This is a genomic window from Kitasatospora sp. NPDC096147, assembly GCF_044763225.1.
Taxonomy (GTDB): Bacteria; Actinomycetota; Actinomycetes; order Streptomycetales; family Streptomycetaceae; genus Kitasatospora.
On sequence record NZ_JBIWFX010000023.1, the window covers coordinates 59970 to 79832 of the forward strand.

Consider the following 19863-nt stretch of genomic DNA (forward strand, 5'->3'; position numbering starts at 1 on the left):
GGACCCAGTATCCGCGACACCCCCACCACAGTGAACGAGGACATACGCCTCTTATGCCATGAGCCGGACAGACCATACCTTTGTGTCCCATGACCGAGAACCACCAGGCCGTGGAGACCCGCGGCATCGAACCGGTGCCCGAGCACGAGCGCCAGGGCCGCGTCCGCGAGCTGTTCCACACCTGGTTCGCCGCCAACATCAGCGTGCTGCTGCTCACCATGGGCGCCGGCCTGATCGTCTTCAACGGCCTGAACCTCTGGCAGGTGCTGCTGGTCGCCGCGACCGCCGCCGTCCTCGCCTACGGGATCGTCGGGCTGCTGACCATCTCCGGGAAGTGGGGCGGCTCCCCCGCCATGACGCTCTCCCGGGCGGTCTTCGGCGTCCGGGGCAACCTGGTGCCGGGCGCGGTGACCTGGGTGGCCCGGTTCGGCTGGGAGACGGTGAACGCCGTCACCGGCGCCTACGCCCTGCTCTCCGTCCTCGACCTGCTCTTCGGCATCCGCAGCAACACGCCCCTGATCGTCCTCACCCTGCTGCTCTTCGTCGGCACCACCTTCCTGGTCTCCGGCCTCGGCCGGAACGCGCTGCTCTGGTGCAACCGCTGGTCCGCCTACCTGTTCGGGATCTTCTCCGTGCTGGTGCTCGGCTACCTGGTCGCCACCGTCACCTGGTCCGAGGTCTTCGCCCGGCCGGCCGGCTCCACCGCGCTGGTGGTCGCGGGCATCGGCACCATCGCGGCCGGCGGCCTCAGCTGGGCCCCGTCCGGGGCCGACTTCGCCCGCTACCTGCCGCGCGGGGCGAGCGGGCGGGGCATCGTCGGCACCGCGATCGGCGGCGCCGGGATCGTGGTGGTCCCGATGGTGCTGATGGGCGCGGTGATGGCGGTCGGCACCCCGGACCTGGCCTCCGCCTCCGACCCGGTGGCCTTCATCGGCGAGCTGCTGCCGATCTGGCTCGCCGTCCCCTACCTGCTGATCGCGCTGATCGGCATGGTGCTGATCAACAGCCTCTCGATGTACTCGGCCGGCTTCACCGCGCAGACCATGGGCGTGAAGCTGCCGCGCGCCTGGGCGGTCTCCATCAACGCGGTCATCAGCCTGGTCGGCGGCCTGCTGCTGATGCTGGTGGCGAAGAGCTTCTACGGCTCCTTCATCACCTTCCTGACCATCCTGGCCGTCTCCTTCTCGGCCTGGATCGGCGTCTACGGCGTCGACATGCTGCGCCGTCACCGCCAGGGCCGGACCCGCTACGACGGCGCCGCCCTGCTGGACACCACCCCGAGCTCCGCCTACTGGTTCCGGGGCGGCTTCTGCTGGCAGGCGCTCACCGCCTGGCTGCTGGCGATCGGCACCGGCCTGATGTTCACCCGGGCCGCGCTCAGCCCCGAGGACGTCTGGTTCGCCGGCCCCTGGTCGAGCAGCTGGATCGGCAGCAACGGGCTGGCCTGGGTGGTCACCATCGTGGTCGGCGCACTGGCCTACGCCCTGCTGCCGCAGGCCCGCACCGCCGCCGTGGAGACCGCTCCCGAGGACGAGGAGACACTCGCCCCGCTCGGGGACGAGCTGCTCAGGGACTGACCGCCGCGTCCTGCCGGGGCACCGCGCGCGGCCTCCGCTCGCGGTGCTCCTCGCGCAGCCGCTGGCTGATCACCTGGGAGATGCCGTCGCCCTTCATGGTGACGCCGTAGAGCGCGTCGGCCGCCTCCATGGTCAGCTTCTGATGGGTGATCACGATCAGCTGGGAGCTGTCCCGCAGCTCCTCCATGATGGCGATCAGCCGGCGCAGGTTGGTCTCGTCCAGCGCCGCCTCCACCTCGTCCATCACGTAGAACGGGCTGGGCCGGGCCTTGAAGATGGCGACCAGCAGCGCCACCGCCGTCAGCGAGCGCTCGCCGCCGGAGAGCAGCGAGAGCCGCTTCACCTTCTTGCCCGGCGGCCGGGCCTCCACCTCGACGCCGGTGGTCAGCATGGAGTCCGGGTCGGTCAGCACCAACCGCCCCTCCCCGCCCGGGAAGAGCCGGGAGAACACGCCCTCGAACTGCGCCGCCGTGTCGTGGTAGGCCGCCGTGAAGAGCTGCTCCACCCGCTGGTCCACGTCCCGGACGATGTCCATCAGGTCCCGGCGGCTGCGCTTGAGGTCGTCCAACTGCTCACCGAGGAACCGGTGCCGCTCCTCCAGCGCGGCGAACTCCTCCAGCGCCAGCGGGTTCACCTTCCCCAGCTGCTGGTACGCCCGCTCGGCCGCCCGCAGCCGCTTCTCCTGCTCGGCCCGGACGTACGGGCGCGGCTCGCCCGGCTGCTCCCCCTCCTCCGGCAGCGACGGCGGGACGAGCTGCTCCGGTCCGTACGAGGCCAGCAGCTCGCCGCCCTCGATGCCGAACTCCTCCAGCGCCTTGGCCTCCAACTGCTCGATCCGCAGCCGCTTCTCGGCCCGCAGCACCTCGTCCCGGTGCCCGGCGTCCACCAACTTGTCCAGCTCGCCCTTGAGTTCGCGCCCCAGCTCGCGCCCGGCCCGCAGCTCGGCCTCCCGGGCGGCACGGTCCTGCTCCACGGCGGCCCGCTCCGCCTCGGCCCGGCCCAGCGAGACCTCCAGCCGGGCCAGCAGCTGCCGGGCCCCGGCCGCCACCGCTCCGGCCACCCCGGCCTCGTGCCGGGCCCGCTCGCGCCGCTCGGCGGCCCGCTCCCGGGCCTCCCGCTCGGCGGCGGCGGCCCGGGCCAGCTGGTCGGCCCGGCCGCTCAGGCCGCGCACCCGCTCCTCGTGGGTGCGCACCGCGAGCCGGGCCTCCAGCTCGCCCTGCCGGGCCTCGGCGGCATCCGCCGCCAGCTCGTCCCGGCGGTCCTGGTCCGGCTCGTCCTCCCCCGCTTCCGCCAACTCCTCGGCCACCGCGAGCCGTTCGGCCAGCTCCTCGGCGGCCTCCAGGGCCTGCGCCAGGCCCTCCTCGCCCCGGGTGACGGAGGCTGCCAGCCGCTCGGCCTCGCCCGCCGCCGCCCTGGCCTGCCCGCCGAGCCGCCCCAGCGCCCCGGCGGTGGCGGCCCGCTCCTTCTCGGCCGCCCGCGCCGCGAGCGTCAACTCCTCGACCGCGGCCTGGAGTTCACCACGCAGCGCGGTCGCGGCAGCCAGCGCCTCGGCCGACTCCGCACAGCGGACGTCGAGTTCGGCGATCCGCTCGGCCGCCTCGGCCACCGCCGCCCGGGTCTCCAGCAGGCTCGGCGCGCCGGCCGCGCCACCCTGGGCGAAGCCCGCACCGAGCAGGTCGCCGTCCCGGGTCACGGCGGTCCACCCGGGCCGCTCCCGCACCAGGCGGACGGCCTCGTCCAGGCCGTCCACCACCGCCGTCCGGGCCAGCAGCGCCTCCACCGCCGGGCGCAGCCCCTCGGGCGCGGTGACCTTCGAGGCCACCCGGCACGGCCCGTCGCCGTCCACCGGCGCGGGCACCGGCCCGGCACCGGCCAGCAGCAGCGCCGCCCGCCCGGCGTCCTCCGTCCGCAGCAGCCGCAGCGCAGCCGCCGCCGTCTCCACCCCGTCCACCGCGACCGCCTCGGCCGCCGCCCCGAGCGCGGCCGCGACGGCCGTCTCGCACCCGGGCTCGACGGTGAGCAGTGCGGCTGCCGGACCGAGCACCCCGGCCAGCGCCCCGTCCAGCAGTGCCCCGCTGCCGTCCTTGCGCCGCAGCCCCAGCGAGAGCGCCTCGTGACGCGCCGTCAGCCCGGCCCGCTCCTTCTCGGCCGCCGCCAGCGCCTCCCGGGCCGCGCGGACGGCCGCCCCGGCCCCGTCCGCCCGCTCCTTCGCCTCCCGGAGCCCGGCCTCGGCCCGCTCGTCCCCGTCGGCCCCGCCGCCGACCTCGGCCTCCAGGGCGGCGTACTCCTGCTGCGCGGCCCCGGCCCGCTCCACGGCCGCGTCCCGGGCCTCGGCCAGCCGGGTCAGCTCGGCCTCCGCCCCGGCCGCCTTCGAGCGGGCGGCGGCGGCCTGCCCGTGCAGCCGGGCCAGCCCTTCCCGGCGGTCCGCGATGGCCCGCGCGGCGGCCTTCAACCGCCCTTCCTCCAGGGCGAGTTCACGCTCCAGCTCGGCCCGCCGATCGACCGCCTCGTCCAGCGCCTCCCGGGCCTGCTCCAGCGCCTCGGCGAGCGCCGCCTCCTCCTCCCGGACCCGGGCGGCTTCCCGCTCCAGCTCCTCCGGATCACGGCCGCGCCGCTCCTCGCCCGCTCCGGCGGTGAGCGCGTGCCGCACCCGGGCCTCGGCCAGGCCGACGGTGCCCCGGGTCCGCTCGCCGAGCGCGGAGAGCCGGTACCAGGTCTGCCGGGCCTCCTCCAGCCGGGGCCCGAGCTGCTGCACCTGGGCCTCCAGCACCGCCTCCCGCTGCTGGGCCCGGTCGAGCTCCTGCTCCACGGTGGAGCGGCGCAGCCGCAGCGCCAGCTCGTCGGCGATCTCCGCCTCGACCGCCCGACGGAGCGTCAGCAGGTCGTCGGCGAGCAGCCGCAGCCGGGTGTCCCGCAGCTCGGCCTGGATGCCGGCGGCCCGCCGGGCGATCTTCGCCTGCCGCCCCAACGGCCCCAGCTGCCGCCGCAGTTCGGCGACCAGGTCCTGCACCCGGTTGAGGTTGGCGACCATCGAGTCCAGCTTCCGCAGCGCCTTCTCCTTGCGCTTGCGGTGCTTGAGCACCCCGGCCGCCTCCTCGATGAAGGCCCGCCGCCCCATCGGGTCGGCGTGCAGCACCGAGTCCAGCCGGCCCTGCCCCACGATGACGTGCATCTCCCGGCCGATGCCGGAGTCGGAGAGCAGCTCCTGGATGTCGAGCAGCCGGCAGGTCTCGCCGTTGAGGGCGTACTCGCTGCCGCCGTTGCGGAACATCGTGCGGGTGATGGTGACTTCGGCGTAGTCGATGGGCAGCGCGCCGTCGGTGTTGTCGATGGTGAGGCTGACCTCGGCCCGGCCGAGCGGCTGCCGGCCGCTGGTGCCGGCGAAGATGACGTCCTCCATCTTGCCGCCGCGCAGCGACTTGGCGCCCTGCTCGCCCATCACCCAGCTGAGCGCGTCCACCACGTTCGACTTGCCGGAGCCGTTCGGCCCGACCACGCAGGTGATCCCGGGCTCGAAGCGCAGCGTGGTGGCGGAGGCGAAGGACTTGAACCCGCGCAGCGTCAGACTCTTCAGGTGCACGTGCCCGCTCTCCTCCACCTCGGCCGCCGTCCGGGGTTCACCTCCCGGATGCCGACTGTATCCGGCCGTCCTGTCGGGGGACGGCCAGGCGGTGGTTTGACCACGCCGGAGCCGGGCAATCTCCTCGGCAAAAGGTTTCGGGAACGACGAAGGGACGCCGTCTCGGCGTCCCTCTTGTAGCTGCGACCCCGTCGGGGATCTCGTGCGCAGCAGCGTCGAACTCTGGCGATCGGGTCAGGATCAGGTGAGCACGGGCTCCCGCTGGTCCAGCTCGATGCTGCTGAGCAGCGAGTGCTCGTCCACGACGGCGGTGAGTGCGTCGTTCTCGGCCTGCATCCGGATGAGCTCGGACTGCAGGTCCTGGACGCGCTGCTGAAGCCGTCGCACCTCGGTGAGCATTCGCGGGTCGGGGCCGCCGACGTACCCGAGAAGCGCCTTTGCCATGATGAGTGGTCCTCCACGCTGAGTGACCGAACCGTTTCGGTACAGGTCTTGGGGGAAGGGGTGTCACGCACCCGTCCGCGGCCCGGCAGTGCTGGCTGGGCACTACGGGAGAGCCGTGTGAGCTGGGCTCACGACGGCATGACCCTGCCGGGAGAACGCATATTGGTGCGCGGGCTTTCAGCGTCTCACCAAAGACGGTACGGGTCAACACGATCACCGCACGCTACCGCGGCCCTGTCACCTGCGCGGCGGAGGTGGACACGCCGTGCGGTCGGGCGGGCGACCCATCGTGGCGATATGGATCACTGCTCGCTGCGGAGTCAACCACGAGTCTGCCCAGAAGGCAACCGCCTGACACCGGCAGTCGCGACACGGTGTCACCTCGTTGTCACACCGGTCTCCTCCGTGCACCCCCCGGGTGCCGGCCGGCGCTCCCCGTGCTCCCCGGCGCCCGGCAGCGCTCAGCGCAGTTCGAAGCCCTGGTAGCGGCCGGGGGCGCCGCCCCATATCTCGGTGACGCCGCTGACCCGCCCCGGCGTGCCCGGACCGCGCAGGAGTTCCAGCAGGCGCTCGCAGTCCGGCCGCGCGCCCTGGGCGACCACCTGGACCCGGCCGTCGCCGAGGTTGCTGGTGTAGCCGGTGAGGCCGCCGATCTCCAGCGCCCGAGCCCTGGTCCACCAGCGGAAGCCGACCTCCTGGACCTTGCCGCGCACCCAGGCGGTGCAGCGGACGGGCTCGTCGCTGTGCATGGCCACGACCCTAGGCCATGCCCGGCGACGGGCCCGCCACCGGTCAGCGGATCAGGGCCACCAGGGCGCGGGCCTCGTCCGGGGTCTGCGAGAGCGCGGCCAGCGAGCCGTCCGCGAAGTGCAGGTCCACCCGGTCGGAGATGCCGCCCGTGCGGTCCTCGACCCGGCGGATCCGGCCGTACGGCAGGTCGCCCAGCGGACGCAGGCCCGCGCCGACCAGGTGGTCGGCCAGCAGGATGCGGCGGTCGGTGAAGGCCGCGAACACCCGGTCGTTGTCCATCGGCCGGGCTCCCCGGTAGCCGTGCCGCACCATCACCACGAACCGCCCGGCCTGACTCTCCCAACCGCCCTGCAGACCGCGGCCCCGGGCGATCCGGCGGATCACCCGGACGAGGCCGAAGACCGCCTCGATCAGCAGCTCCGCGACGGCGGCCACCAGCTCGGACAGCGCCGCGACGGCGGCCATCGCTCCCGTGGTCGCGTCCCCGGGGCGGTACTTGCGCGGGACCCGGCGGATCAGGTCGCTCAGCCGGACCTCGGCCACCGCGTGGATCCGCTCGCCCGGCTGCAGGTGCGGGGCGAACAGCGGGCGGTAGGAGTCGCCGCCCAGCGGGCGGGGCTCGGTGTACCGGCTCATCCGAAGGCCTCCTCGACCCGGGTGTCCGGCACCCCCGTGGTGCGGTGCCCCTTGTCCCCGCTCTGGCTGATCATCGTACTGATGGCCAGCCGCTGGCCCCGGGGCAGGGGGCTTCGCACCACCCGTCTCAGAAGCCCCCGAAGTCCCCTCCACCACCGAAGTCCCCGCCGCCGCCGTCGAACCCGCCGAAGTCCGAGGGGTTGAAGTCGGCCCCGGAGGAGTCGCCGCCCTCCCAGCCGGAGCCGGCCGCCCCGGTGTCCGCCCAGGCGGTGGACGGGGCGGCCACCATCGAGCCGAGCATGGTGCCCACCAGCAGGGCTGGCAGCATCCCGCCGCCGAAGTACCCGCCGGCCCACGGGCTGTAGGCCGGGCCGGCGTTCCAGTACGGCTCCCGGCCGTGCGGCGTCTCCACCGTCCGGATCTCCGGTTCCTGACCGGCCGTCAGCCGGGCCGCGTCGGCCGCGCAGACCGGCACGGTGCGGCGGGCGGCCCCGGCCGGGGCCCAGTCCGCGTCCTTCACCGAGGGGCCGTGCCGGGGGTCGAAGAAGCACGGCGGCCGGCGGTCCGGCAGCGGCAGCTCCTTCCGACGGGCCGTCAGGGTGGCCAGCGCGAACCGGCCCTCGGCCAGCGACTCGGTCACCGGGCGGACCTGCTCCGGGTGGCCGGCCGCGGACATCTGCTGCTTGGCCCGGTCGTAGCAGTCCAGCGCGTGCGCGTAGTCCGCCCGCTGGGCGTCGTCCGCACCGGGGGCGCCGGGGACGAAGTCCAGCCGGTCCAGCTCCTCGCCGAAGGCGGTGATGTCCTCGTCCACCACCACCCGCAGCTGCTCCAGCTCGGCCCGGGCCCGCTCCGCCTTCCGCCGCTTCGAGCGCCGCAGCAGCAGGAGGACCCCGCCGCCGCCCAGCGCCAGCAGCGCCACCGGGACCACGATCGCCGCCGCCGAGACCCCGCCCGAGGAGGAGGACGAGGCCACGCCCTTGCCCTTCACCTGGCCGAGCGCCTGCCCGACGAAGTCGTCCAGGGTGCCGGCCACGTCGCCGGGGTGGGCCCGGAAGGCCGCCCCGGACATCGAGGCCGCCGCCGTGCCGGGCAGCGCCGCCCCGTCCGAGAAGGCCTTGAACTCCTCGCCCCGCCAGATCGCGTAGACGCCGGTGATCCCGACCCTGGTCCGCAGGTCCTTGGCCGTGGTCAGCGCCGGGTACTGGTCGCTCGCCGGGACCACCGCGACGAAGACCGGCTTGTCGGCCTCCCTGATCCGCTCGGCCAGCGCAGCCGCCCGGGCCTCCGGGTACCGCCCGGCCATCGCCGGATCGACGTACACCTGACCCTGTCTCAGCGCCTTGCCCGCCTCCTCGATCCCGCCGGCCGCCACCGCGGGCCCGGCCGTCAGCAGCAGGAACGCGGCCAGCAGCCCGGCCAGCACGGCGGCGGCCGGGGAGCGGCCCGGTCGGTGGAGCGCGAAGGTCCTCATGCTCCGAACCTACCCCCACCAACCGGACATACCTCCTACTCCGGGGCACTCCCCCTCCCCCGCCGGTCGGGCCGGCCCGCCCTCCTCCTGCCGGTGGACCCCGGTGCCCGGCAGGCGCGGCATAGTTAGCACCGATCATGTACGTCCGCACCATCCACGATCGGAGCACCCGGTGATCCTGGGCCTCGTCACCGCCGTCGCGGCATCCGCCTGCTACGGCACCGGCTCGGTACTCCAGGCGGTCGGCTCGCGCCGCTCCGCCCGCGAGGAGGCCGCCGCCAAGGGCCGCTCCGCAGGTGTCACCGAGCACGGCGGCCCGAACCTCTCCTCCACCGCCAAGGCCGCCGTCACCTGGGAGTTCATCCTCGGCACGGTGCTCGACCTGATCGGCTTCGGGCTCGGCGCACTGGCCGCCCGGATGCTGCCGCTGTTCCTCTCCCAGACCGTCATCAGCGCCAACCTGGTGATCACCGCCGTGCTCTCCATCAAGCTGCTCGGCATCCGGCTCAAGCGCCCCGAGTGGGCCTCGATCGCCGTGCTCTGCGCCGCGCTGATCCTGCTCGCGGTGGCGGCCGGCCCGGAGGGCGGCCACCACGCCGAGATGGCCGTCCACTGGTGGCTGCTGGGCGTCACCGTCGCGGTGATCGTGATCGGCGCGCTGGTGGTCCGGCTGATGGGGGCCGGTGGCGCGATCGTGGCCGGCCTGCTCTCCGGCCTGGGCTTCGGCGCGCTCGGCGTCGGCGTCCGGATCCTGAACGGGGTCGAGCCCTTCGACCTGGTCAAGCTGCTCACCGATCCGGCGCTCTACGCGATCCTGGTCGGCGGCATCGGCGGGATGTACCTGCACACCGTGGCCCTGCAGATCGGCTCGGTGAACGGCGCCACCGCCGCCCTGGTGGTCGGCGAGACGGTGATCCCCGGCGCGGTCGGCGTGCTCTGGCTCGGTGACTCGGCCCGGGCCGGTCTCGGCTGGCTGGCCGCCTTCGGCTTCGTCCTCGCCGTGGTCAGCGCCGTCGGGGTGGCCCACTACGGCCAGGGGGAGCAGGACCTGACCGAGGATCAGCCCGCCGAGCCCGAACTCACCCAGCGGTCCTGACCGGCCGCCGCGCCCCGTGCCCTCAGCGCGGGGCGCGCTGGCACTTCGGGCAGAAGTAGCTGGAGCGGTTCATCCACGGCTCCCGCCGCATCGCCGTCCCGCACCGCCGGCACGGCTCGCCCTCCCGGCCGTACGCGTCCAGCTCCCGGGAGAAGTACCCGCTCTCGCCGTTCACGTTCACGTACAGGCTGTCGAAGGTGGTGCCGCCGACCGCCAGCGCCGCACCCATCACGTCCCGGGCGTGCCCGAGCAGGGTCCGCACCTGAGGGCGCGTCAGGGTGGCGGTGGGCCGCTCGTAGTGCAGCTTGGAGCGCCAGAGCGACTCGTCGGCGTAGATGTTGCCGACCCCGCTGATCAGCGTCTGGTCGAGCAGCGCCCGCTTCACCGTGGTCCGCTTCAGCCGCAGCGAGGTCACGAACGCCTCGTCGTCGAAGCGCTCGTCCAGCGGGTCCCGGGCGATGTGCGCGATGGAGAGCGGGGTGGACTCCGGGTCCCCCGGCTCGGCCTCCTCGACCGCCAGGCCGCCGAAGGTGCGCTGGTCGACGAAGCGCAGCTCGCGCCCGCCGTCGGTGAACCGCAGCCGCACCCGCAGGTGCGTCTCATCCGGCACCACCGGGTCCTGGACGAGGAGTTGGCCGCTCATCCCGAGGTGCCCGATCAGCGCCTGGTCCCCGCCGAGCGGCACCCAGAGGTACTTGCCCCGGCGCTGCGGCGCGCCCAGGGTGGCGCCGGTCAGCCGGGCGGCGAACTCGTCCGCCCCGCCGGGCTGGCGGCGGACCGCGCGCGGGTGCAGCACCTCGGCCTCGGCCACGGTGCGGCCGGCGGCCCAGCGGGCCAGACCGCGCCGGACCACCTCTACTTCGGGGAGCTCGGGCACGGGGGCCGCCTCACACGTGACGAACGGTCAGCTGCTGGTGGGGTTGAGCTGGTCGGCGTACTTGGCCCTGATGGCCCGCCACGCGCTCTCGGCGGCCTTCTGCTCGGCTTCCTTCTTCGAGCGGCCGACGCCCTGCCCGAAGTCCTCGCCGGCCACCCGGGCGGTCGCGCTGAAGGTCTTCTCGTGGTCCGGGCCGGATTCGGCGACCACGTACTCCGGCACTCCGATGCCCACCGTGGCGGTGAGCTCCTGGAGGCTGGTCTTCCAGTCCAGGCCCGCGCCCAGCTGAGAGGACTCCTCGATCAGCGGGTCGAACAGGCGGTGGACGAAGTCGGTGGCGGCGTCCAGGCCCTGGTCCAGGTAGATGGCGCCGATCACGGCCTCGACGGTGTCCGCGAGGATCGAGGACTTGTCGCGGCCCCCGGTGCCCTCCTCGCCCTTGCCCAGGCGGATGAAGGTGCCGAGCTCCAGACCCCGGCCGACCTCGGCCAGCGCGCGGGAGTTGACCACCGCGGCGCGCAGCTTGGCCAGGGTGCCCTCGGCGACCTCCGGGTGGAGGCGGTAGAGGGTGTCCGTGACGACCAGCCCGAGCACCGAGTCACCGAGGAACTCGAGGCGCTCGTTGGTCGGCAGCCCGCCGTTCTCGTAGGCGAAGCTGCGGTGCGTGAGGGCACGCACCAGAAGGGCGCGCTCGAGCGTGTACCCGAGGCGCCCTTCCAGGACGTCGTATTCGGTCGAAGCCGGACCGCCGGCCTTGCTCCCGTTGGCAGGAGCCGACTTGCGGGGGGAAATGCTCTCCGACATCGATCCGTACACCCCGCCGATCAGACCGAGAGGACCTGGCGACGGTTGTACGTGCCGCAGCTCGGGCACGCGATGTGGCCCAGCTTCGGCTCGTGGCAGCGGTCGCACGCCACGAGGGCCGGAACGACGGCCTTCCAGTTGGACCGACGGTGGCGCGTGTTGCTGCGCGACATCTTCCGCTTCGGAACAGCCACGGCTACTTCTCCTGGTTCTCGGCGAGACCCTCACGGGTACCGCTGGTCTTGATCCCGTCACCCTCGTCGCCGGGGGCGGCGGAGAGTCCCTGCAGAGCCGCCCACCGGGGGTCGGCGGCATCGTGGTGGTGGGCCGGGTCGTCGCTCAGGCGCGCTCCGCATTCGGAGCACAGGCCCAGGCAGTCTTCCTGGCACACCGGCTGCAGCGGCAGTGCGAGCACCACCGCGTCACGCAGCACCGGCTGGAGGTCGAAGAAGTCGCCCTCCAGGCGGTAAGTCTCGTCCTCGGACTCCTCGTCGAGGTCGTCCGTCCCGGCGGTCCGGGCGCGGTGACGCTCGTCGGACTCCGGGTAGTAGTACAGCTCCTGGAAGTCGACCTCCAGGTCGTCCTCCACCGGCTCCAGGCAGCGCACGCACTCGCCCTCGACGTGGGCCGAGGCGGTGCCGGTCACCAGCACGCCCTCGACCACCGACTCCAGCCGGAGGTCCAGCTCGATGTCGCTGCCGGCCGGGACGCCGATGACGTCCTCGATGCCGAGGTCGGCGGGCGCCGGCAGGGTGCGGGACACCTTGCGCAGCGAGCCCGCGCGACGGCCGAGCTCATGCGTGTCGAACACGAGCGGGTCGCGGTGGTCGAGGCGGTTCAAGGTGTCCTGACTTCCTGCTGGCGGCACGCATCCCTGCGCGGCGCGGATGAATCGGTTCGTGGTCGGCGGCGTCCAGGCAGCCGAACGGGCCCAGCTCTGGAGGGGCCGGAGTGGTCAGACTACCGGACACTCCGGCCTGGCCCAACTTCGCCCGGTGTCACCGGCCGCCGAGCTCCCGCAGCCTGGTCATGTCGATCATGCTGGTGTCGAAGAAGCTGGTCTCGTCCAGCGCCTGCTGCTGCGACACCTGCTGCGGGACCTGCTGCTGCGGGTAGCCGTAGGCGTCGTACTGCTGCGGCTGCTGCTCCTGGTAGGCGGCGGGCTGCTGGTAGCCGTAGGCGGGGTCGAAGCCCTGGGTCTGGTAGCCGGGCTGCGGCTGCTGCGGGTAGCCGTACGGGTCCGGCTGGGGCTGCTGCCCGGCCGGGTCGTACCCGCCACCGTAGACCTCGGCGTACTGGCCGCTGCCGTACTGGGCCTCCTCCGGCGCCTGCCAGCCGGCCGCCGCCGGGGTGGGCTCGGGCCAGCTCTGCTGCTGCGGGACGTCGGCCTTGTACCAGGGCTGCTCGTCGTCCTCGGCGAAGCCGGCCGCGACCGCCTCGGCCCGGTCCTTGGCCTGCTGGGCCTGGTCGGCGGCGGCCAGGTAGGCGCCCAGCTCGTCGATCGGGGCCTTGCCGAGCAGCTTGTCGCGGCCCTTGCCGACGGCCTCCAGGGTCTTGCTGAGCACCGTCTCCAGGGTGGCGAGCTTCACGTCGACGTACTCGTCGACCTCGGGGCTCGGGCTGACCCGGGAGCGGAACTCCTCGCCGTCCTGGGCCTCCTCGTCGAAGGGCTGCTCGAAGACGCTGGCGTCGCCGCGCAGCTTCTGCCGGCCGCGGCCGACCGCGCCGAGGGTCTTGGTCAGCACGACCTCGAAGTTGGCCAGCTTGGAGTCGACGTAGTCGTCCGCCTCGGCGCGCTTGGTCTCGACCTCGGTCCGGGCTTCGGCGAGGATGCGGTCGGCCTCGGCCTGGGCCCGCATCACCACCTCGGTGTCGGAGACGATCGAACCGCGCTCGTCGTGGGCACCACGGATGATCTGGTCGGCCTGCGCCTGGGCGTCCGCCACCACCTGCTCGTGGTCGGCCATCACCGACTGGGCCTGGGCGAGTTCGGCGGGCAGCGCCTCACGGAGCTGCTGGAGCAGGCCGACCAGCTCGGCCCGGTTCACCACGCAGGAGGCCGACATGGGCATCGAGCGGGCGTTCTCCACCGCCGAGACGATCGCGTCGAGTCTGTTCTGCACGTCCACGGGGCTTCGTCTTTCCGTGTGCCGCCGGACTGCGGCGGAGGCAGCGCCCCACGGCACGGCATCGCCATCGGGCAGGAGTACAGACTGTACGGCCAGAGCGGGCGCAGCTCACAACGCCGCCGGCGCATCCGCCAGGGGAATGTGACGGTTCGCCAGCTCTGTCCGGATTCAGGCGTTCCGCTCGGCGATGCGTGCGACCAGCCGGCGGTTGACGCCCTCGGGCAGCAGGTGGGAGACGTCGCCGCCGTACGAGGCGACCTCCTTGACCAGGCTGGAGGAGAGGAAGCTGTAGGTCGGCGAGGTGGGCACGAAGAGCGTCTCGACACCGGTCAGGCCGTGGTTCATCTGGGCCATCTGGAGCTCGTAGTCGAAGTCGCTGACCGCCCGCAGGCCCTTGATGATCGCCGGGATGCCGCGCTCCCGGCAGAAGTCCACCAGCAGGCCGAGGTGGGTCTCGATCTCGATGTTGCCCAGGTGCGCGGTGGTCTCCCGGATCAGCTCGATCCGCTCCTCCACGGTGAACATGCCCTGCTTGTTCTTGTTGATCAGCACCGCGACGTGCACCACGTCGTAGAGCTTGGAGGCCCGCTCGATGATGTCGAGGTGGCCGTTGGTGATCGGGTCGAACGAACCCGGGCAGACCGCTCGGCGCATGGCGTGGACTCCCTTGAGGGACAGGGTGGGTGGGGTTACGGGGCTCCGCCGTCGGCGTCGTCGCCGGAGTCCGAGGCGGCGCGACCGTACCAGAGGGTGCCCTCGCCGTAGCGTCGCGAACGGACCGGCTCGAACCCCTCGGGCCAGCCGAACTCACCGCCCCTGGTGCTGCGTTCCACGGTGACGAGTACCTCCTCGTCGAGCCAGCCCCCGGCCAGGAGTGTGATCAGCATCTCCCGGACCTCGTCATCCGTGACCGAGTACGGCGGGTCCAGGAAGACCAAGTCGTACGGCACCTGCGGGGCCTGACCGGCGATCACCCGTTCGGCCTTGTCCGCGCGGACCTCGGCGCCCGGCAGCGCGATGGTCCTCACGTTCTCCCGGATCACCCGGGCGGCGGAGGCGTCCGCCTCCACCAGCAGCACGTGCGCGGCGCCCCGGCTCAGCGCCTCCAGGCCGACCGCGCCCGATCCGCCGAACAGGTCGAGCATCCGGGCCCCGTGCAGGGTGCCGCGCAGGGCCTGGAGGGTGGAGAACATCGCCTCGCGGGCCTTGTCCGAGGTCGGCCGGGTGGTCCGGCCGGGCGGGACGGCGAGGCGGCGGCCTCCGGCGGTGCCGGCGATCACGCGGGTCATGGGGTGCGGCGGTCCTTTCGTACGGGCTCACCCACACCTAACCACGAGTGGGGCACGGGGGGCCGCCCGGCCGTCCGCCCGCCGCCGTGGGCGGACGACCGGGCGGGCTCCCCGCACCCCGGGGGATTACGAGCCCTCGCCGCCCACGATCGCCGGGGAGGCGTAGCGGGACCAGGACAGGCAGCCGTCCGGCGGGCAGTACTCGGGCTTGCGCGGGTCGTGGCCCAGCTCGCGGAGCTTGGTGCGGACGGAGTCGGGCGTACGGCCGAACCGGGCGGCGATCCGGGCGATCGTCTCGCCCTCGTGGAACCGGCGGGTCAGCTCCTCCTCGTGCTGCGGCACCCAGGGGGCGCCGTGGCCGGGGTAGAGCTCGCGCAGCACGTCGCGGTCGGGGATGGGCTCGGAGACGTCGGCGACGATGGCCAGCGCGCGGAGCGCCCGGTTGAGCGCGATCCGCAGGTTGGCCACCTCCTCCACCGGCAGGCGCAGCTTGCCCGAGGCGAGCGGGCTGGCCGCCGCCCCCTCACGCCAGCCGGTCAGGGTCAGGGTGACTTCGCGGTCGTCCTCGCTCGCCAGCTCGATGCGGAAGACCTTGTCGCCCAGCGGAAGCTCGTTCAGATGACGGAATGCCAAGGCAGAACCCCCAGGAGTCGTGCCAGGTACGCACCTTGGGGGTGCGCCCTGAACAACTCCCATTCTGCCGTGCACCACTGACAATTCCGGGGACCCAAAAGCCGCTCCCAGCTGGGAAGTTGCGGCCGATCGGGCTCCGCTTTCAGCCCTTCTCCAGGTACTCCGCGCGGTCCTCGTCGAGCAGGCTCTCCAGTGCCGTGCGCAGGTCCGGATGGGCCGTCAGCTCCGGGTCCTCGGCGACCAGCCGGGTGGCCTCCTCGCGGGCGGTGGCGATGACCTCCTCGTCCTCCAGCACGGAGAGCACCTTGAGCGAGGACTTCACCCCGGACTGGGCCTGGCCGAGCACGTCGCCCTCGCGGCGCTGCTCCAGGTCGATCCGGGACAGCTCGAAGCCGTCCAGGGTGCCGGCCACCGCGTCGAGGCGGGCCCGGGCCGAGGAGCCGGCCGGCATCTCGCTGACCAGCAGGCAGAGCCCGGCGGCCGAGCCCCGGCCGACCCGGCCGCGCAGCTGGTGCAGCTGGGAGACGCCGAACCGGTCGGCGTCCATGATCACCATGACGGTGGAGTTCGGTACGTTGACGCCCACCTCGATCACCGTGGTGGCGACCAGCACGTCCACCTCCCCCGCCGCGAACCGCCGCATCACGTCGTCCTTGGCCTCCGGCGCCAGCCGCCCGTGCAGGATCTCCACCCGCAGCCCGGCCAGCGGGCCCTTGAGCAGCATCTGCGCCGTCTCCACCACGGCCAGCGGGGGCCGCCGTTCGTCACTGGCGGCGCCGAGGTCCTCCGGGTCGTCGGAGGCCGCCTTGCGCTTCTTCTTCGCCGGGGAGTCCTCGGGCTCGTCGCCGATCCGGGGGCAGACCACGTACGCCTGGTGGCCCTTGCCGACCTCCTCGCGGACCCGCTCCCAGGCCCGGGCCAGGAAGTTGGGCTTCTCCAGCGCGGGCACCACGTGGGTGGAGATCGGCGAGCGGCCGGCCGGCAGCTGGTCCAGCACCGAGGTCTCCAGATCGCCGAAGACCGTCATCGCCACCGTGCGCGGGATCGGGGTGGCCGTCATCACCAGCAGGTGCGGCGGCCGGCTGCCCTTGGCCCGCAGCGCGTCCCGCTGCTCGACGCCGAAGCGGTGCTGCTCGTCCACCACCACCAGGCCGAGGTCCAGGAAGGTCACCTTGTCCTCGATCAGCGCATGGGTGCCGATGGCGATCCCGGCGTCCCCGCTGACCATGTCCAGCAGCGCCTGGCGGCGCGCGGCGGTGCCCATCGAGCCGGTCAGCAGCACCACCTTGGTGCCCAGGTCCGAACCGCCGAGCATGCCGCCCTCGGCCAGGTCGCCCATCATCTCCACGATCGAGCGGTGGTGCTGCTGGGCCAGCACCTCGGTCGGCGCCAGCAGCACCGCCTGGCCGCCCGCGTCCACCACCGCGAGCATGGCGCGCAGCGCGACCAGGGTCTTGCCGGAGCCGACCTCGCCCTGGAGCAGCCGGTGCATCGGGTGCTCGGTGGCCAGGTCGGCGAAGATCTCCGCCGACACCTTCTGCTGACCCTCCGTCAGGGTGAACGGCAGCCGGGCGTCGAAGGCCGTCAGCACCCCGTCGGCGGACGGGCGGCGGGCCACCGCGGGCAGCGCGGAGTCGGCCGCCCGGCGCTGTGCCAGCGCGACCTGGAGGACGAACGCCTCGTCCCAGCGCAGCCGCTCCTGGGCCCGCTCCTTCTCGGCCTGGTTGCGCGGGCGGTGGATCAGCTCCAGCGCCTCGGGCAGCGGGATCAGGCCGTGCTTGGCCCGCAGCTCGGCGGGGAGCGGCTCGCCGACGTCGGCCAGGTGCTTGTCGAGCGCCAGCTCGACGCAGAGCTGGAGCTTCCAGCTGGGCAGCTGGGCGCTGGCCGGGTAGACCGGGATCAGCCGCCCGGCGAACTGGCCGGCCGCCTCGCCACCCTCCTCACCGTCGATCAGCTGGTAGTCCGGCGAGGCGAGTTGGCGCTTGCCGTTGAAGGCCCCGACCTTCCCGGCGAACAGCCCCTGGCTGCCGGGGCGCAGGTCCTTCTGCCGCCAGCCCTGGTTGAAGAACACCAGGCTGAGCCGGCCCCGGCCGTCGGTGACCACCACTTCGAGGCGGTCGCCCTTGCGGGCCTTGAACGGGATCAGGGTGACCTTCTCGATCCGCGCCAGCACGGTGACGTGCTCGTCGACCTCCAGGTCGTCGAGGCTGGTGAGCTGGCCCCGTTCGACGTACCTGCGCGGGAAGTGGTGCAGCAGGTCGCCGACCGTGCGCAGCTTGAGGCTGTCGGCCAGCACCTTGGCGGTGCGGTCGCCGACCAGCTTGGTCAGGGATTCGTCGAGTGCGCCCACTGTCCCTATTGGACACCACCGGAGCGACACCGGGCGCGCACCGTCCGCCGCGAACGGCGAGGTCCGGCCCGGGTGACCCCGAGGCGGGACGTCCGGTTGCAGCGCCCAGGGGCGCGGGGCTCTGCTGATGTGCGGCTCCGCCGCGTGGGCGCGGGGTGGGAAGGCAGCAGGTGCAACTGACTGACAGCGGGTCAGTGGCCGGTGGGGCGCCTTCCGGCTCGTGCCCACGCGGCGGAGCCGCACATCAGCAGAGCCTCGCGCCCCTGGGCACTGCAACTGACTGACAGCGGGTCAGTGGCCGGTGGGGCGCCTTCCGGCTCGTGCCCACGCGGCGGAGCCGCACATCAGCAGAGCCTCACGCCACTCGGCGCTGCAACTGACTGACAGCGGGTCGGGTGGGGCGCCTGTCCTGCCGTGCCGTCAGGGCGGAGCGTCCGTCACTCCACCCCGATGAGCAGCGGCACCGCCTGCTGCCCCCCGTCGTAGCGGACGGTGTCCACCTCCGGGCGCTGGCGCCGGGCATGGGCGTCCAGGCGTTCGGCCAGCCACGGCGGGGCGCCCTCGCCGAGGACCAGGGTGACCAGCTCGCCGCCGGCCGCGAGCATCCGCCCGAGCACCTCCTCGCCGACCTCCGCCAGGTCCGCCCCGATCGCGACCACGTCGCCGTCGATCAGGCCGAGCACGTCCCCGGCCTGGCAGACCCCGGCCATCGTCCAGGACTCCCCCTCCGCGACGACGAGTTCGGCGTACCGGGTGGCCCCGGCCGCCGAGGTCATCGCGACCACGTCCTCGTCGAAGCGACGTCCGGGCTCGTGCACGGCCAGCGCCGCCAGCCCCTGCACCGGCGACCGGGTCGGCAGCACCGCGATCCGCACGCCCTCCTCCCGGAGCTGGTCGGCGGCGGCACCGGCGGCGGCCCGCAGCTCGGGGTCGTTCAGCAGCAGCACCACCTCCCGGGCGCCGCACCGCCGGGCGGCGGCGGCCAGTTCGGCGCTGGCCGGCGGCCGGTCGGGGTCGGCGAGCAGGACGTGCGCCCCGGCCTCCTCGCAGAGCTCGGCCAGCCCGGGGCCGGTGACCACGCTGAGCACGGCCCGGGCGGCCACCGGCGCGGAGCGGTCGGAGCGGTCCGTGCCCGCCCGGGCGGCGGCCTCGGCGAAGTGGGTGATCCGGATCTGGTACGGCCGGCCGGCCCGGACGCCGGCCTCGACGGCGGCCCCGGCGTCGTCCACGTGGACGTGCACGTTCCACAGGCCGTCGCCGCCGCCGACCACCAGGGAGTCGCCCAGCGCGCCGAGTTCGCGGCGCAGGCCGGGCAGCACCTCGTCGGGGGCGTCCAGCAGGTAGATCACCTCGAAGGCGGGGTGGCCAGGACCGGGCGGGCGCTGGTGGCCCTCGCAGCCGGCGGCCGGGCGCGGGCCGTGGTCCCGGCGCAGGGCCACCGGGCCCATCGGGGTCTTGCCGGCCACCGCGTCGGCGAGGGCGCCGAGCACCGCGACCAGGCCCCGGCCGCCGGCGTCCACCACCCCGGCCTCGGCGAGCACGGCCAGCTGGCCGGGGGTGCGGAGCAGCGCCTCCCGGGCGGCCCGGTAGGCGGTGGCGGCGGTGCCGGTCAGCCCGTCCCGGCCGTCCTGGCCCTGGGCGGCCTCGGCGGCGGCGGCGGCGACGGTGAGCAGGGTGCCCTCGACCGGCTCGGCGACCGCCTGGTAGGCGGAGTCGGCGGCCCGGCGCAGCGCCCGGCCCAGGTCGGCGGGCTCGCCGCCGTGGGCGAGCACCTCGGCGAGGCCGCGCAGCCACTGGGCGAGGATCACCCCGGAGTTGCCCTGGGCGCCGATCAGCGCGCCCCGGGCGAGCAGCGCGGTGGCCTCGGCCAGCCCGCCGTCGGCGGGGCCGTGTTCGAGTGCCTCGGCGGCGGACTCCACCGTCAGGTAGAGGTTGGTGCCGGTGTCGCCGTCCGGTACGGGGTACACGTTGAGGGCGTCGATCTCCTCGCGGGCCTGACCGAGGGCGGTCAGCGCGAGGCGGCTCCAGGTGCGGACGGTGGTGGCGTCTAGCGTGGCCGGCACCTGGCTCCTCCGGATGAACGCGACGGAAAGAATGGGGCGATGCTGGCAGGTTATCCGGCGAACGGGCCGGTCGGTGCCGGTGGTGGGTGCGGGTGACCGCCGGGACGATCATGGGCCGGACCGTGGTAGTTTCGTTGAGCGGGAGTGGTCGTTGTATGCTCTCC

At 73.7% G+C, this 19863-nt stretch carries 17 protein-coding genes and 1 tRNA gene; 2 read left to right on the forward strand and 16 right to left on the reverse strand.

Translation table 11 applies throughout. The features are described from left to right. The first annotated feature begins 89 nt into the window (after positions 1–89). Entirely contained in the window at positions 90–1577 is a 1488-nt protein-coding gene (locus ACIRBX_RS37000) for a purine-cytosine permease family protein (protein WP_402304568.1), read from the forward strand. On the opposite strand, the gene smc is transcribed toward ACIRBX_RS37000, so the two are convergent. The 6 genes from smc to ACIRBX_RS37030 all read right to left on the reverse strand — a co-directional run bounded on the left by smc (position 1567) and on the right by ACIRBX_RS37030 (position 8458). After that, positions 1567–5151, reverse strand: coding sequence for a chromosome segregation protein SMC (gene smc, locus ACIRBX_RS37005; protein ID WP_402304648.1), 3585 nt, complete (start codon positions 5149–5151; stop codon positions 1567–1569). The two genes, ACIRBX_RS37000 and smc, sit on opposite strands and share 11 nt — an antisense overlap. Further along, positions 5103–5176: transfer RNA gene (locus tag ACIRBX_RS37010), tRNA-Leu, on the reverse strand. Before ACIRBX_RS37010 ends, smc begins: the two co-directional genes overlap by 49 nt. A 221-nt stretch (positions 5177–5397) precedes the next feature. Next, complete coding sequence (locus tag ACIRBX_RS37015; protein ID WP_402304570.1) at positions 5398–5601, reverse strand: hypothetical protein; 204 nt, start codon at positions 5599–5601, stop codon at positions 5398–5400. A 461-nt stretch (positions 5602–6062) separates the two neighbouring features. Then, on the reverse strand, positions 6063–6350 hold the full coding sequence (locus tag ACIRBX_RS37020; RefSeq protein ID WP_402304573.1) for an acylphosphatase: 288 nt from the start codon (positions 6348–6350) through the stop codon (positions 6063–6065). Between the two features lie 43 nt (positions 6351–6393). Then, positions 6394–6987: a hypothetical protein gene (locus ACIRBX_RS37025; RefSeq protein ID WP_402304574.1), complete on the reverse strand. Its 594-nt coding sequence runs from the start codon at positions 6985–6987 to the stop codon at positions 6394–6396. A gap of 127 nt (positions 6988–7114) precedes the next feature. Continuing rightward, positions 7115–8458 (reverse strand): hypothetical protein, encoded by a 1344-nt coding sequence (locus tag ACIRBX_RS37030; protein WP_402304575.1) that lies wholly within the window; start codon positions 8456–8458, stop codon positions 7115–7117. A gap of 172 nt (positions 8459–8630) precedes the next feature. Here ACIRBX_RS37030 and ACIRBX_RS37035 point away from each other — a divergent pair, with 172 nt between their 5' ends. Then, positions 8631–9554 carry a hypothetical protein gene (locus ACIRBX_RS37035; protein WP_402304578.1) on the forward strand — a complete coding sequence of 308 codons (924 nt, stop codon included), beginning with the start codon at positions 8631–8633 and terminating at the stop codon, positions 9552–9554. A 22-nt stretch (positions 9555–9576) separates the two neighbouring features. Here ACIRBX_RS37035 and mutM read toward each other — a convergent pair whose 3' ends face one another. The 10 genes from mutM to ACIRBX_RS37085 all read right to left on the reverse strand — a co-directional run bounded on the left by mutM (position 9577) and on the right by ACIRBX_RS37085 (position 19699). After that, a complete protein-coding gene (mutM, locus tag ACIRBX_RS37040) occupies positions 9577–10431 on the reverse strand; it encodes a bifunctional DNA-formamidopyrimidine glycosylase/DNA-(apurinic or apyrimidinic site) lyase (protein ID WP_402304580.1) in 855 nt (284 codons plus the stop codon). A 27-nt stretch (positions 10432–10458) separates the two neighbouring features. Then, positions 10459–11235, reverse strand: coding sequence for a ribonuclease III (gene rnc, locus ACIRBX_RS37045; RefSeq protein ID WP_402304583.1), 777 nt, complete (start codon positions 11233–11235; stop codon positions 10459–10461). Positions 11236–11255: 20 nt separating this feature from the next. After that, positions 11256–11429, reverse strand: a complete 174-nt coding sequence (gene rpmF, locus ACIRBX_RS37050; RefSeq protein WP_030056747.1) for a 50S ribosomal protein L32 — start codon at positions 11427–11429, stop codon at positions 11256–11258. A gap of 2 nt (positions 11430–11431) precedes the next feature. Continuing rightward, positions 11432–12076, reverse strand: coding sequence for a YceD family protein (locus ACIRBX_RS37055; protein ID WP_402304584.1), 645 nt, complete (start codon positions 12074–12076; stop codon positions 11432–11434). Between the two features lie 157 nt (positions 12077–12233). Continuing rightward, positions 12234–13364 carry a cell division initiation protein gene (locus tag ACIRBX_RS37060; RefSeq protein ID WP_402304586.1) on the reverse strand — a complete coding sequence of 377 codons (1131 nt, stop codon included), beginning with the start codon at positions 13362–13364 and terminating at the stop codon, positions 12234–12236. A 168-nt stretch (positions 13365–13532) separates the two neighbouring features. After that, positions 13533–14018 (reverse strand): pantetheine-phosphate adenylyltransferase, encoded by a 486-nt coding sequence (coaD, locus tag ACIRBX_RS37065; protein ID WP_402304587.1) that lies wholly within the window; start codon positions 14016–14018, stop codon positions 13533–13535. 35 nt (positions 14019–14053) lie between these two features. Further along, the gene (gene rsmD / locus ACIRBX_RS37070) at positions 14054–14653 is read right to left on the reverse strand and encodes a 16S rRNA (guanine(966)-N(2))-methyltransferase RsmD (RefSeq protein ID WP_402304590.1); all 600 of its coding nucleotides are present in this window, start codon (positions 14651–14653) and stop codon (positions 14054–14056) included. Between the two features lie 126 nt (positions 14654–14779). Then, positions 14780–15286 carry a hypothetical protein gene (locus tag ACIRBX_RS37075; RefSeq protein WP_345285497.1) on the reverse strand — a complete coding sequence of 169 codons (507 nt, stop codon included), beginning with the start codon at positions 15284–15286 and terminating at the stop codon, positions 14780–14782. A 142-nt stretch (positions 15287–15428) separates the two neighbouring features. Next, positions 15429–17636, reverse strand: coding sequence for an ATP-dependent DNA helicase RecG (recG, locus tag ACIRBX_RS37080; protein ID WP_402304593.1), 2208 nt, complete (start codon positions 17634–17636; stop codon positions 15429–15431). 437 nt (positions 17637–18073) lie between these two features. Then, positions 18074–19699, reverse strand: coding sequence for a DAK2 domain-containing protein (locus ACIRBX_RS37085; protein ID WP_402304596.1), 1626 nt, complete (start codon positions 19697–19699; stop codon positions 18074–18076). Between the last annotated feature and the right edge of the window lie 164 nt (positions 19700–19863).

Bases quoted from the DNA above. Each gene is read 5' to 3' on its own strand.
- ACIRBX_RS37030 (WP_402304575.1), bottom strand. From the start codon at position 8,458: ATGAGGACCTTCGCGCTCCACCGACCGGGCCGCTCCCCGGCCGCCGCC.
- ACIRBX_RS37025 (WP_402304574.1), bottom strand. From the start codon at position 6,987: ATGAGCCGGTACACCGAGCCCCGCCCGCTGGGCGGCGACTCCTACCGC.
- coaD (WP_402304587.1), bottom strand. From the start codon at position 14,018: ATGCGCCGAGCGGTCTGCCCGGGTTCGTTCGACCCGATCACCAACGGC.
- ACIRBX_RS37015 (WP_402304570.1), bottom strand. From the start codon at position 5,601: ATGGCAAAGGCGCTTCTCGGGTACGTCGGCGGCCCCGACCCGCGAATG.
- rnc (WP_402304583.1), bottom strand. From the start codon at position 11,235: ATGTCGGAGAGCATTTCCCCCCGCAAGTCGGCTCCTGCCAACGGGAGC.
- rsmD (WP_402304590.1), bottom strand. From the start codon at position 14,653: ATGACCCGCGTGATCGCCGGCACCGCCGGAGGCCGCCGCCTCGCCGTC.
- ACIRBX_RS37020 (WP_402304573.1), bottom strand. From the start codon at position 6,350: ATGCACAGCGACGAGCCCGTCCGCTGCACCGCCTGGGTGCGCGGCAAG.
- ACIRBX_RS37000 (WP_402304568.1), top strand. From the start codon at position 90: ATGACCGAGAACCACCAGGCCGTGGAGACCCGCGGCATCGAACCGGTG.